This window comes from Inhella sp., from assembly GCF_027532025.1.
GTDB lineage: Bacteria > Pseudomonadota > Gammaproteobacteria > Burkholderiales > Burkholderiaceae_C > Inhella.
On sequence record NZ_JAPZSY010000003.1, the window covers coordinates 74,530 to 87,284 of the forward strand.

General features: G+C 71.6%; 10 protein-coding genes. 3 read left to right on the forward strand and 7 right to left on the reverse strand.

The genetic code is table 11. From position 1 onward, the window contains the following. Positions 1-5: 5 nt before the first annotated feature. Entirely contained in the window at positions 6-878 is an 873-nt protein-coding gene (locus O9335_RS00985; RefSeq protein ID WP_298382178.1) for an ABC transporter ATP-binding protein, read from the reverse strand. Continuing rightward, the gene (locus tag O9335_RS00990; protein ID WP_298382180.1) at positions 878-1,231 is read right to left on the reverse strand and encodes a GntR family transcriptional regulator; all 354 of its coding nucleotides are present in this window, start codon (positions 1,229-1,231) and stop codon (positions 878-880) included. The genes O9335_RS00985 and O9335_RS00990 overlap by 1 nt, the downstream gene beginning before the upstream one ends. A gap of 382 nt (positions 1,232-1,613) precedes the next feature. On the opposite strand from O9335_RS00990, the gene O9335_RS00995 reads away from it, so the two are divergent. Further along, a complete protein-coding gene (locus O9335_RS00995) occupies positions 1,614-2,021 on the forward strand; it encodes a TraR/DksA C4-type zinc finger protein (protein ID WP_298382183.1) in 408 nt (135 codons plus the stop codon). Here O9335_RS00995 and rrtA read toward each other — a convergent pair. Then, on the reverse strand, positions 2,007-2,660 hold the full coding sequence (rrtA, locus tag O9335_RS01000) for a rhombosortase (protein ID WP_298382186.1): 654 nt from the start codon (positions 2,658-2,660) through the stop codon (positions 2,007-2,009). The two genes, O9335_RS00995 and rrtA, sit on opposite strands and share 15 nt — an antisense overlap. Then, positions 2,657-5,431 (reverse strand): bifunctional [glutamate--ammonia ligase]-adenylyl-L-tyrosine phosphorylase/[glutamate--ammonia-ligase] adenylyltransferase, encoded by a 2,775-nt coding sequence (gene glnE, locus O9335_RS01005; protein ID WP_298382189.1) that lies wholly within the window; start codon positions 5,429-5,431, stop codon positions 2,657-2,659. Before glnE ends, rrtA begins: the two co-directional genes overlap by 4 nt. A gap of 65 nt (positions 5,432-5,496) precedes the next feature. Here glnE and O9335_RS01010 point away from each other — a divergent pair, with 65 nt between their 5' ends. Next, positions 5,497-9,561, forward strand: a complete 4,065-nt coding sequence (locus O9335_RS01010) for a YhdP family protein (RefSeq protein ID WP_298382192.1) — start codon at positions 5,497-5,499, stop codon at positions 9,559-9,561. Beyond that, positions 9,558-10,391: a carbon-nitrogen hydrolase family protein gene (locus O9335_RS01015; RefSeq protein ID WP_298382195.1), complete on the forward strand. Its 834-nt coding sequence runs from the start codon at positions 9,558-9,560 to the stop codon at positions 10,389-10,391. Before O9335_RS01010 ends, O9335_RS01015 begins: the two co-directional genes overlap by 4 nt. Positions 10,392-10,410: 19 nt before the next feature. Here O9335_RS01015 and O9335_RS01020 read toward each other — a convergent pair whose 3' ends face one another. From O9335_RS01020 to O9335_RS01030, 3 genes are all read right to left on the reverse strand, one after another. Then, positions 10,411-11,502, reverse strand: a complete 1,092-nt coding sequence (locus O9335_RS01020) for a sugar-transfer associated ATP-grasp domain-containing protein (protein ID WP_298382198.1) — start codon at positions 11,500-11,502, stop codon at positions 10,411-10,413. A 221-nt stretch (positions 11,503-11,723) separates the two neighbouring features. Then, positions 11,724-12,053, reverse strand: a complete 330-nt coding sequence (locus tag O9335_RS01025) for a hypothetical protein (RefSeq protein WP_298382201.1) — start codon at positions 12,051-12,053, stop codon at positions 11,724-11,726. A 177-nt stretch (positions 12,054-12,230) separates the two neighbouring features. Then, positions 12,231-12,740, reverse strand: a complete 510-nt coding sequence (locus O9335_RS01030) for a DUF1697 domain-containing protein (protein ID WP_298382204.1) — start codon at positions 12,738-12,740, stop codon at positions 12,231-12,233. Positions 12,741-12,755: the final 15 nt, after the last annotated feature.

Genomic DNA, 12,755 nt, shown 5'->3' on the forward strand with positions numbered 1-12,755 from the left:
CTCCTTCAGGCGCGGGGGGCCAGTTCGGGCTTGCGCGTCAGCGCCACGAACAGGTCCACCAAACTCGGGCGGAAGCGCTGACCCAGCGCCTCCAAGTGCGGCGGCGGCGCGCCGTCGAACAGCGCGGCCGGCTTGCCGCCCATCGAGCGGTAGCGCAGCAGCGGGTGCGCGGCGGCCACCGCGTCGGCGGCTTCGGCATCGTGGCTCAGCGCGACAAAACGGCTCTCCATCGCCTCCAGGCTCAGGTTCAACACCAGCTTGCCTTCGTCCATCATCAGCACGTCGGTCAGCAAGGCCTCGATCTCTTCGACCTGGTGCGTGCTGATCAGCACGCTGCGCTCGCCGTCGCACCACTCGTCGATCAGCATTTCGTAAAAGCCCTTGCGGCTGATCACGTCCAGGCCCAGCGTGGGCTCGTCCAAGATCATCAGCTTGGCGTCGATGGCGGCGATCAGCGCCAAGTGCACCTGCACCACCATGCCCTTGCTCAGGCTCTTCACCTTGTCGTTCAGGCCCACGCTGGTGCGACGCAGCAGCTGGCGCGCCCGCTCGGCACTGAACTTGGGCTGCAGCCCGCTCATCAGCGTGATCAGCTCGTGCACCCGGGCCCAGCGCGGCAGCACCGCCACGTCGGGGATGTAGCTCAGTTCGCTCAGCAACTCGGCGCGATCGACCACCGGGTTGCGGCCCAGCACGCTCAAGGAGCCCTCCACGCCCTTCAAACCCACCAGGGCCTTCATCAGGCTGGTCTTGCCCGCGCCGTTGTGGCCCAACAGGCCCACCACGCGGCCGGGGGCGATGTCGAATGACACGCGGTCCACCGCCGTCTTGCTGCGCCCGTATCGCAGCGTGACTTCACGGGCCTCGATCCAATTCATCAGTGGCTCTCCCAGTTCAAGTCCTTGGCGCCCAGGCCCAGTCGGCGCAACCGCTCCCGCAGCACCGGCCACTCGTCGCGCAAAAACGCCTCTCGCTCGCTCATCATCAGGCGCTGGCGCGCCCCTTCGGTCACGTACATGCCCAAGCCGCGACGGGGCTCCAAGAACCCCTCGTCGACCAAACTCTGCAGCGCCCGGCTCACCGTCAGCGGGTTGATCAGGTACTGCTGGGCCAGCGCGCGCACCGACGGCATCGGTTGGCCCTCGGGCGGCTCGCCATCGAGCAACTGCCCAGCCAACTGCTGGGCCAGCTGCCGATAAATCGGCGCCGTGTCATTCCATGGGTGGTGCATCGCGATCCCTCCGGCTCCAGTGTGTTGGTGAGTTAACACACTATGCCCGCACCCCTCGCCCCACCCAAAGCGATCGCGATGCGCCGCACGGTGGCGAGGATGAACTGCACACGGGGTGGATGGGCTGCCTGTTGTCGGGTTTCACTGAAACCGGGATTGTTTTCATTCAATCCTGAACTGAACGGGCTCGTAAGACAGTGAACCCGGTAACCCAGCCAGACCCGAGTGATCGACAGGACGCTACCGCAACCTGAAGCGCAGCCCAGAGCAGCCAACCAGCGCAGTCGTCACAGCCGGCAGCGCAGCACCAAGCCACGGCGCTTGATGCAGCGCAAAGCCAGCCTCGTCCGGGACGGCGAGCATGGGGTTTCAGGAGACGACGATGACCACCACCCAAATCCCCTCACGATTGGCCCAGCCCTGGGCTCAGCTGGAATCCGAGTTGATGACCCGCGAGCGCGCGCTGGCATCGGAATGGCAGGCGCTGGCCGAGCAAGCCGGCGCAAGCGGCGAGCAACGCACCGAGCTCGCGCACGCGTTGTTGGCCAACGACCCCGAAGGGGTGCGCCACCACCCCGACGACCGCGAGCTGGCGTTGGGCCGGGCCGATGCGCTCCATGCCGAGCAAGTGGCCATTGGCGAGGCGTTGCTGGCCCTGCGCGATGGACGATACGGGGCGTGTGCCGACTGCGGCGAGTCCATCCCGGTCGAGCGGCTGCTCGCTCAGCCCACGGCGCTGCGCTGCGTGCGCTGCCAAGCCCTGACCGAGCAAACGTCAGGGGCTGCCTGAGCCTGGGCCTGAGCCTGAGCCTGAATTCGATCCCCGGGCGGCGCGAGCCACCGCGCGCCACCCGCACGCAGTCGCCACCGCCATGACGCCCGCGAGGGCGCCCGCTGCATGCGCCCAAGGTGCCACGGGCATGGCCCCCCAAAGCGGCTCGTGGCGCAGTGCCGGCCCCCAGGGCTGCTCCAGGCCCAGTTTGACGAGCAGGCCCAGGCCGATGAGGACCCCGACCCAGCGGTCGCGCCGCGGCGCCGCCATCACATGCAAGGCGGCGATCGCCACGCCGGCGTGCAGCCAGCCGGACAAGCCCGCCACCCGCGTCAGATCGGGGTGCGCCAGCAGCATCCACTGCCCCAGGGGCGCGGCCAGCGCCCAGGCCCAGGCCGCGCGCAGCGACAAGCCGGCGCGCCAGCCCAGGGCCGCCAGCACGAGCGCCCCGGCGACGTTGGCTCCCGCGTGCCCAACCGACCAGTGGGTGAAGGCGCCGGTGACCCAACGCCAGGGCTCCTCGCGGAGCCAGGCGCGGTCCCAGGCCCAGCGCGCAGCGTCGGCCTGCCACGCGATGGACAACGCCGCCCAAGCAGCGCCGAGCAGGGCCAGCAGGACCCACAGACGGCCCGGCTGCCGCCAGGCGTCGTGCTTCATGGTTGGGGCGTCGTCGGGAACACGGCCGCCCACAGGGCGCGGACGGCATCCCGGTGGGCGGCCAGTTCGTCCAGTGCGTCCTCGGGCAGGTGGGTGGCCTGCTCGTCCAAGCGCAGCCGGTGCTGGGCACGGCGCAGGGCGCGGTAGGCATCGGCCGCCGCTTGGCCCACGCCCTGGGCCAGCAGGCCTTCTTGCTCGGCCCGCTTGAGCAGGGCGATGACGCCGAGGTTGGCCATCAGGCCCGGGTGCGTGGCGCTGTGGGTCAGCTGCAAAGCCTGCAAGGCGAACTCGGCGTCCAGCATGCCGCCGGGGCTGTGCTTGAGGTCGAAGCGACCGGCGCGGATGGGGTGGGCGGCGCGCAGTTTGTCGCGCATGGCCAGCACCTCGGCGCCCAGGGCCTGGGGTTGACGCGGCGCGGCCATGACGGCCTCGCGCACGGCGTCGAAGCCGGCTTGCAAGGCCGGGTCGCCGGCGCACCAGCGGGCGCGGGTGATGGCCTGATGCTCCCAGGTCCAGGCGGTGTTGCTGCCACGACCTTCTTGGTAGGCCGCGAAGCTCTGCAGGCTGCTGACCAGCAGGCCGCTGCTGCCGTTGGGGCGCAGCGCGGTGTCGATGTCGAACAAGCCGCCGGCCCGGGTCTGCAGCGTCAGCCAGGGCACGAGCTTGCGCACAAAGGCGCTGTAGGCCTCGAGCGCAAGCTCATCGTCGTCGTCGAACAGGAACACGAGGTCAAGGTCGGAGCCATAGCCCAGTTCCTTGCCGCCGAGCTTGCCGTAGGCGATGGCGGCGAACCGCGGCGCGGCCCGGTGCGCCTTGCCAGACTTGACCTGCCGCGCCCAAGCCCAATCGATGGCGGTTTGCAGCAGGGCGTCGGCCAGCAGGCTGAGGTCGTCGGCCACCTGCTCGACGGTGATGACGCCTTCGACGTCGCGCACCAGGGTGCGGAACACCTCGGCGTGGTGCGCGCGGCGCAGGGCGTCGAGCAGGGCTTCTTCGTCGGCGTCTTCGCCCGAGCGGACCCAGGCGGCGTGGCGGTCGGCCAGCTCTTGGCGGAAGACCACGGGGTCGAAACGCTCGTGCAGCAGCCGCTCGTCGGCCAACTCGTCGATGACCCCCGGGTGCTGCATCAGGTAGCGCATGGGCCAGCGGGCCAGGCCGAGCAGGCGCAGCAGCCGGGTGAGCACGCGCGGTCGCTCGGCCAGCAGGGCCAGGTAGGCGTCGCGGCGCAGCAGGGGCTCCAGCCAGTCGACGAAGCGCTCGCCGGCCTCGTCGCTGCAGTCGCCCCGGCGCACGGCCTGCGCGGCGCGCTCGAACAGTTTGGCCAGGCGCAGCTTGGCGTCTTCTTTGAGCGCCTGCACCCGGGGGCGCTGCCCAAAGGTGCGCACCGCCTGGCCCAGCCGCTCGGGCAGTTGCTCGACGAAGGCCTCGCTGTCGAGGGCCGGCGGCGGGCCGCCGCAGTTCTTGCAGCCGCCGGGGGCGGCGTCGCGCGGGTTGCCGTCGTGCAGCAAGGCGTCGAATTCGGCGGCCACGCGCTCGCGGATTTCGAGCAAGCGCTCCATCAGTTCGCAGGCTTGCGGCTTGCAGGTCAGGCCCAGGGTTTGGGCGATCCAGCGCAGGTCGCCGTCGTCGCTGGGCAGCACGTGGGTTTGCTGGTCGTCCAGGTACTGGATGCGGTGCTCGATGTGACGCAGCAGCTCGTAGGCCTCGCCCAGGGCGCGGGCGGTGTCAGGGCTCATCAGGCCGGCGGCGGCCAAGCGCGTCAGCGCCTTGAGGGTGGAGCGGGTTCGGATCTCGGGGAACTGCCCGCCCCGCACCACCTGCAGCAGCTGGACGGTGAATTCGATCTCGCGGATGCCGCCGCGGCTGAGCTTGACGTCGTTGGCCCGCTCGGGGCGGCCGGCGGCCCGGCGCTGGGCCTCGTCGCGGATCTTGCGGTGCAGCTGACGCAGGCCCTCGAAGACCGAGTAGTCCAGGTAGCGCCGGTACACGAAGGGGGTGACCAACTGGCGCAGCTGCTCGGCGCGGCGAAGGGTGTCGGGGTCGCGCGGGGCCACGACGCGGCTCTTCAGCCACGCCAACCGCTCCCACTCGCGCCCCTGCACCAGGAAGTAAGTTTCCAAGGCGGCCAGGCTCACGGCCGGGGCGCCGCTGTTGCCGTTGGGGCGCAGGGCCAGGTCCATGCGGAAGACTTGCCCCTCGTCGGTGACGTCGCCGATCAGGGCGTACAGGCGCTTGGCCAAACGGCCGAAGTACTCGGCCGCGGTGAGGGGCACGGGGCCGTCGCTGTCGCCGTCTTCTTCGTAGACGTAGATGAGGTCGATGTCGGGCGAGACGTTGAGCTCGCGCGCGCCGAGCTTGCCCATGCCCAGCACCCAGAAGTCCACCGGCTGGCCCTCGGCGTTTCGCACGGTGCCGTGGCGGCCGCGCAGCTCGTCCTGGGCGGCGGTCAGGGCCAAGTCGAGGCTGACTTCGGCCCAATCGGTCATCACGCCGGTGACGTCGGCCAGGGGCACGCGCTGCTCCAGGTCCAGCACGGCCAAGCGCTCGATGAGCACCTGCCGGGCCACCCGCAAGGCAGCGCCCAGCTCGCGCCCCCGGGCCTGCAAGGTCGCAACCAGGGCGCGCATGGCGGCGGGGTCGGGCGTGCCAGGCGGCAGCAGGGGCAATTCGTCCGCGTGGCGGCGTCGCACGCGCTGAACGAAGCGACTGTGAGCGGCAGTGGCGGTGTTTTGCCACACCGCGTCATCAACCGGCGGGGGCAGCGCGTTCACGAACACCCCCTACGATCCGGCCCGCTCACCACCACCGCCTCCAGGCGGTCGCCCGTTCCCCGTCCATGTCGTCCCTCTGGTCTCCATTGCTGACTGCCTGCCACCGGCCGGCGCGTTGGCTGCGCCGCGTGCTGCGTTGGCTGCTGCTGGGGGTGGCGGGCCTGTGGCTGCTGCTGCTCACCCTGTGGCTGGTGCTCCATTGGGCGATTCTGCCGAACGTGGACCGTTGGCGTCCGACCCTGGAATCCCGCGCCTCACAGTGGACAGGGTCTTCCGTGCGCATCGGGGCCATGAGCGTTCGAACCAGCGGCTGGATGCCGGTGGTGGAGTTGCGGGACGTGCGCCTGATCGACCCCCAGGGCCAGAACGCGGTGCAGCTGCCGCAGGTGACGGCCGCCTTGTCAGCACGCAGCTTTCTGACCCTGGTGCCGCGGCTGGAGCAGCTCTACCTGCACGAGCCCGAGCTGACCCTGCGCGTGGACCGAGAGGGCGTGCTGTGGCTGGGCGGCCAGCCCCTGCGCGGGGGGGGCCAAGACACCGCCTTGGCCGACTGGCTGTTCAGCCAGCACGAGGTGGCCATCCGCGGCGGACGCCTGCACTGGTTGGACGAACGCCGGCCCGGTGCCACGCCGCTGACGCTGAGCGACGTCAACGCCGTGCTGCGCAACGGCCTGCGCCGCCACGAGGCCCGGCTGGATGCCACGCCACCGGCCGCCTGGGGCGAGCGCTTCAGCCTTCGCGCCCGATTCACCCAACCGCTCTTGGCCCGCTCGGGCGACTGGCGCCGCTGGAGCGGCTTGTTCTACGCCGACCTGCCGCGCGCCGACCTCGCCGTCTGGCGCCAGCAAGTCGACCTCCCGCTGCAGATCACCCAGGGCGTGGGGCAGTTGCGGGCCTGGGCCGAGGTCGAACGGGGACGCACGCGCAGCGTCGACGCGGACTTGGCCCTCGCCAACGTCGACCTGCGGCTGGCGCAAGCCCAGGAGCGCTTGCGCCTGCCCACCCTGCAAACCCGTTTGGGCTGGCGCGCCTTGCCCGACGGCTCGCGCCTGCAGGCCCGCGGCCTGCAGTTCACGCTGGACGGCGAGTCGCCGCTTCGCTGGCCCCCCAGTCAACTCACCCTGACCCTGCGGCATGCCGAAGCCGCCGCCCCCTGGCAAGCCAGCGCCGTGCAGGGGGGGCGACTGCAGGCCGACCGCCTGGACCTGGCCCTGCTCACCCACCTGGGCCGCGCCCTGCCCTTGGGCGACGCCCTGCAAAAAGCCTGGGTGAGCCGGCAGCCGCAAGGCCTCGTGACCAGCTTGGACGCCGACTGGCAAGGCGCGCTCGATGCCGAGCGCCCCCCGGCCCGCTGGCGCCTGAGCGCGGCGGCCCAAGACCTGGCCCTCAATGCCCTGCCCGCCCCCGAACCCAGCGCCAGCAGCCCGCACCCGCTGGGCGAGCCCGGCTGGCGGGGCGCCGGCCTGACGCTGAGTGCCACCCACCAAGGCGGCGAAGCCCGGCTGACCTTGCGCCAAGGCGAGGTCGCGTGGCCGGGCCTGCTGGCGGTCGATCGACTGGCCGTGGCCAAAGCCGAGCTGCCCCTCAAGTGGCGCCACGACGGCGACGCTTGGCGCGTGCAACTGCTGGCCTCGTCCATCGACACCGACGATGCCGACCTGAAAGTCAGTGGCGAGTGGCGCAGCCTGCCCGGCCACCCGGCGGGCCACCTGCAGCTGCAAGCCAGCGCCCCCAAGCTGGATGCGCGTGCCCTGCCCAAGTACCTGCCCGCCATGCTGCCGGTCACCCGTCAGTACCTGACCGACGCCTTGCTGGGCGGCCAGGCCCGCGGCCTGCAGTTCCGGCTGGACGGCCCGCTTCACGCCTTTCCGTTCGCGGCGCCGGCGCAAGGCGCGCCAGCCGGCGTGTTCCGCGTCAGCGCCAAGGCCGACGGCGTGCGCTACGCCTTCGTGCCCAGCCACGGCGCCGACGCCACACGTGCGGCCTACGCCTCACCCTGGCCCGCCTTGGCCGAGGTTTCGGGCGACCTGTTGTTCGAAGGCCCGGGCATGAGCATCCGCAACGCCCGAGCTCGCGTGGGCGATCTGGAAGCCACGGGCGTGCGGGCCACCATCGCCGACTTCGCCCACGAGCCCACCCTGGAACTCGACGGCCAGTGGCGCGGACCGGCTGCCGGAGCCTTGGCCTTGGTGCAGACCACCCCGATCAACGACTGGACGGCGCAAGCCCTGGCCCGGGCTCGGCTCAACGGCCCGGCCCAGGGTCGCCTGAGCCTGCAATTGCCACTCAAGCACCCCGAACGCACGCGCGCCCAAGGCGACGTGCAACTGCTCGGCGCCGAGCTGCAATGGCGGCCCGACCTGCCCAGCTTCCAGCAGCTGCGGGCGCGGCTGGAGTTCACCGAGCGCGGCTTCACCCTTCAACCCAGCCAGGCCCAGTGGCTGGGGGGTGAAGTGCGGGTGGACGGAGGCCTGGCCGCCGACGGCGTGCTGCGCTTCAACGCCCAAGGCACCGCCACCGCAGACGGACTGCGCCAGACGGTGGAGTGGGCGCCACTGCCCGTGCTGGCCGAAGCCATGAGTGGCAGCACGCGCTACACCGCCCGCCTGCAGTCGCGGGGCAGCCGCCCCGAACTCGACGTGCGCAGCAGCTTGCAGGGCCTGGCCCTGACCCTGCCCGAACCCCTGCGCAAGCCGGCCGACGCCCAGTGGCCTTTGCGCATCGGCCTGCTGCCTGGGGAGGGCGGGCGCGACCAACTCAGCCTGGACCTCGGCAACCTGCTGTCGGCCCGCTACGAACGGCAAGACGCCCGCCCGCAGCGCGGCGTTTTGCAAGTGGGCGGCCCTCGGCAGGGCGAGCCCGCGCTGCCCGAGCGCGGTGTCGCCCTCCACCTCGCCCTGCCCCGCTTGGACCTCGACGCCTGGGTGCCCCTGGCCCGCGCGCTGCAAGGCCCCAGCCCGGCCCGCGGCGCCGACGCCAGCTTGGCCGGTCGGGCCTACCTGCCCGACCACGGCAGCATCCAGACCCCCAGCCTGTACCTGCTGGGTCGCACGCTCAACAACGTGCTGGCCGGCGTGTCGCTCGACGGCAGCACCCAGCGCGTCACCCTGCAGGCCGACCGCGTCGCCGGCTTCCTGGCCTGGACGCCGCCCCCCAGCAACAGCCCCAGCGGCGGCCGCCTGGAAGCGCGGTTGGCGCGGCTGTCCCTGCCCAAAAGCGAAACCGAGCGCGTCGAGCAGTGGGTCGACGAGGCCCGCGCCAGCCAGTCGCCCTGGCCCGCGGTGGACATGAGCGTGGACGACTTCGAGCTGCGCGGCATGCGGCTGGGGCGGCTGACCCTGCAAGCCCAAGCGGCCCGCGCCGGCGAGCCCTGGCTCATCGACCGCCTGGTGCTGCAGCACCCCGACGCCGTGTTGCAAGCCGACGGGGCCTGGAGCCCCGTCACCCGCCGCACGCAAATGCATTGGGCCCTGGCGCTGAGCAACAGCGGCCGCTTCCTCGACGCCGTGGGCTACCCCGGCACCGTGCGCGGTGGCAAAGGCGCCCTCAAGGGCGACCTCGGCTGGCCCGGCTCGCCGCTCAACCCCGACCCCGCGCAGTTGGACGGGCAATTCACCGTGCAACTGGGCAGCGGCCAGTTCCTCAAAGCCGAACCCGGCATGGCCCGCCTGCTGGGCGTGCTCAGCCTGCAGTCCCTGCCGCGCCGCCTGCTGTTCGACTGGCGCGACGTATTCAGCGACGGCTTTGCGTTCGACAACTTCACGGGCGACGTCGACATCGAGCGCGGCGTGGCCCACACCCGCAACCTGCGCATGGGCGGCGTGCACGCCAGCGTGCTTATGGAGGGCAGTGCCGATTTGGCCGCCCAAACCACCGACCTGCGCGTGCTCATCGTGCCCGAGGTGAATGCCGGCGGGGCCTCGCTGGCCTACCTGGCCGTGAACCCGGCCGTGGGGCTCACCACCTTCCTCGCGCAGCTGCTGCTGCGCAAGCCCATCGCGGCGGCCAACACCACGCACTTCGTCGTCACCGGGCCGTGGTCGGCCCCGCAGGTCGACAAGGTGGAGCGCCCCCTGCGCCCAACAGCGGCCGCGTCAGCAGCCAGTGCCCCCAGCGGAGCCAACCCATGACCCTTCCCCTGCCCACGGCCCCGTTGCGGGTGGCCGCCGTCCAACTCGTCAGCGGCCTGGACGTGGCCGAGAACATGGCCCGTGCCGCCCACTGGGTGGGCGAGGCCGCCGGGCAAGGCGCGCAATTCGTGGGCCTGCCCGAGTACTTTTGCCTCATGGGCCAGGCCGACGAAGACAAACGCGCCATCGCCGAGACCTTCGCCACGGAGCCGCAGGCCGCGCACCAGCCCCTTCAGCACGCCTTGCAAGCGTTGGCACGCCGCCACGGCGTGTGGCTGCATGGCGGCACCCTGCCGCTGCACGCCGACGGCGGCAAGGTCAGCAACAGCAGCTTGGTCTACGCCCCCGACGGCCGCTTGGCGGCGCGCTACGACAAGATCCACCTGTTCGCGTTCGACAACGGGCGCGAGCGCTACGACGAGGGGCGCGTGCAAGCCGCTGGCGCAACGCCCACCGCGCTGGACGTGGCGGGCTGGCACGTCGCCCTCTCCGTTTGCTACGACCTGCGCTTCCCCGAGCTCTACCGCCAGCTCGGCCCCAACCTCATCTGCGCCCCCGCCGCCTTCACCCACACCACGGGCCAAGCGCACTGGCAGCTGCTGCTGCGCGCCCGCGCCGTGGAAAACCTCAGCTACCTGATGGCGCCGGCCCAAGGCGGGCTGCACGCCAACGGCCGCCGCACCTGGGGGCACACGACCATCGTCGACCCCTGGGGCGACATCTTGGCCGAGCTGCCCGAAGGCGAGGGCCTGGCCCTGGCCACCCTGGAGCCCGAGCGCCTGCGCCAGGTGCGCAGCCAACTGCCCGCCCTGCAACACCGGCGCCTGTGAGCCGCGAGAGGCCGCCGCCCTACCAAGGCGGCCGGCTCGGCAGCGCGGGCGTGGCAGGAGCGGAGGGCGACACGGCGTCCAGCACCCGGCGCAGGGGCAAGTCCATCCAGGCACAGCCGATGTAGTCCGGGCACACGTTCAGTTCGATCACCATCGGCCCGGAGGGCGTGAACGCCATGTCCAAGCCCGCCAGCTGGATGCGAGGGAACGCCGCCACCGCTTCGCCCGCCAAGCGCAACGCGCCGTCCCAATCGGGCAGCTGCAAGCCCTGCAGCGCCACACCGCTGTCGGGGTGGCGGGGCAAGGGCACCCGCGGCTGAGCCGGCAAAAACGCCTCGCGCACGCGCCCCGTCGCCAAGTCCAGCGGGCAGGCGATGCCCCCACTGGCGATGTTGTCCACCTGCGCCCCGCGGCGCCCGACGCGCAGGTAGGCCCCCAGCGTCTGCGCGCCTGCGGGCGTGGCCATCGTCCACAGCCGCACCGTGTTCAAGGAACTGTCGTTCAGCGCAGCCAGCAGCGGGTGCTGCGCCATGTGCTCTTCGATCAACAGGCCGTCGGTCGGGGCGGCGTGCTCCTCCCACCAGTCCTGCACCCGCTGGGGCGACTCGCCCTCCATCCGCTGCAAGGTCAACGCGTCGCCTTGCCCGCCCACCCTGCAGCTGGCAAAGCCATGCCCGCCGTGGCCCTCCACCCATTTGAAGCACACGCGGCGCCCCGCATACGGCGCCAAAACGCGGGCCAGGTCGGCGGCGCTGCGCAGCGGCGAGCCGTCGACGGCGCGCCCGCGCCAGCGGTGCGCATGCCCAACGAGTGGCGCCGTGGGCAAGCCCTGCGCCAGCAACACCGCCTTTTCCACCAGCTTGTGCTGCGACGCCTTGCGGTAGACGACCGGGTTCAAGCGAGCCAGGGCCTGGCGGTACTCGCGGCGGTTGACGTGCTCCCACTTGTCCGCCCAGGGCAGCGCCCTGCGACCCCAACGGGCCTGCAAGTAGTAGCCGGGACCGATGGATCGGCCCACGTACAGGGCCGCCATTTCGGCCAACTGCCGCCAGCGCGGCCACTCATCGTGCGTGGGCGCTTCGGGCCAGTACTTCGCCAGGGTGTGCAGCACAGACCAAGCTCGAAAAGGAGATCCGTGCAGTCTAGGAGTCTGCGCGGCAGAAGCCCAGGCCGTCGCCGAGATCCCGGGGGCGACAGGCTAGGAGTCTGCGCGGGCTGCGCCGTCACGACTGCAGGCTTCGCGGGGTAGAGCCGCCTCAAAGGGTGAGCGAGTGAGGGGGAAACGGGCGGGGGCCCGCAGCCCCAGCGCGGGGGCCACGAGGGAGGTCCAGCTCAGGACTTCGGCGCGCTGGCGGGCGCAGCCGGCGCGGCAGCAGGTTGCTTCTTGCCTTCGTGCTTCTTGCCGCCATGGTGCACCCCATGATGGGGCTTGGCATGGTGGGGCGCACTGGCCGGGTGGTGCATGCCGCTCGCAGCCGGCGCCGGGGCCGGCGCAGCAGCGGCAGCAGGCGCAGCGGTGGGCTTGGCGGCTGGTGCCGGCGCGGCGGGGGCCGCCGTGGTGGCTGCAGGCGTCGCCGTCTTGGGCGGCGTCGCAGCGGGGGCCTGTGCCAAAGCGGCGCTGGTGGCGAACAGGGTGGCGATGAGCATCAGCGAGGTCTTCATGGTTCCGTTCCTGAATCGTTCGGCTCGACAAAGCTCCGAGGCCAAGAGCCAGTCGGTGTGCGACCGACTTGGGCGTTCAACGCGGGTTCGTGCAGGCCGTTGACGCACGTTGGGCAAAAGGTCCAGGCTGCGCGCCGCGACGCGCCCCGAGCGCCACACGTCCAGCGGCGCAGCCGATCAACCCTGCATCAGGCGCAGCAGGGCCGCCACGGTATTGAGGTTTCGCGCCGTGCCTGCCTCGGCCGCCGGCACGCGCAGCTTGCCGCTGCCCATGCCCGAGGTGTAGTGCACCACCACCTCGCGCGCCAACAAAGCGATCTCCTCGTCGCGCTGGTGGCGCACCGTGGCCAGCGCATCGGCCGGCACCGGGCCGGGCAAAAAACTGACCAGCACCCGGTTCGGCGCGGCCTCGCGAAACGGCTGCGCGTCGAGCACGCGCACCAAGTCCTCGGCCGTGCGCATCACCACGCCCACCTCGCGGCCTTGCTGCGCGGCCAGGGCCACGCTCAAGAAAGCCTGCACCTCCTCAGCGGGCCGTGGACTGTCCACCAGCAAGTTACCGCTGACCAGGTGCGTGCGCACGCGCTCGAAGCCCAGGCCTTCGGCCAGCGTGCGCAAGTCAGCCATCGGCAAGAGGCCGGTGCCGCCGACGTTGACGGCGCGCAGCAGGGCGAGGTGGGTGGGCATGGTGGCGATTGTGGG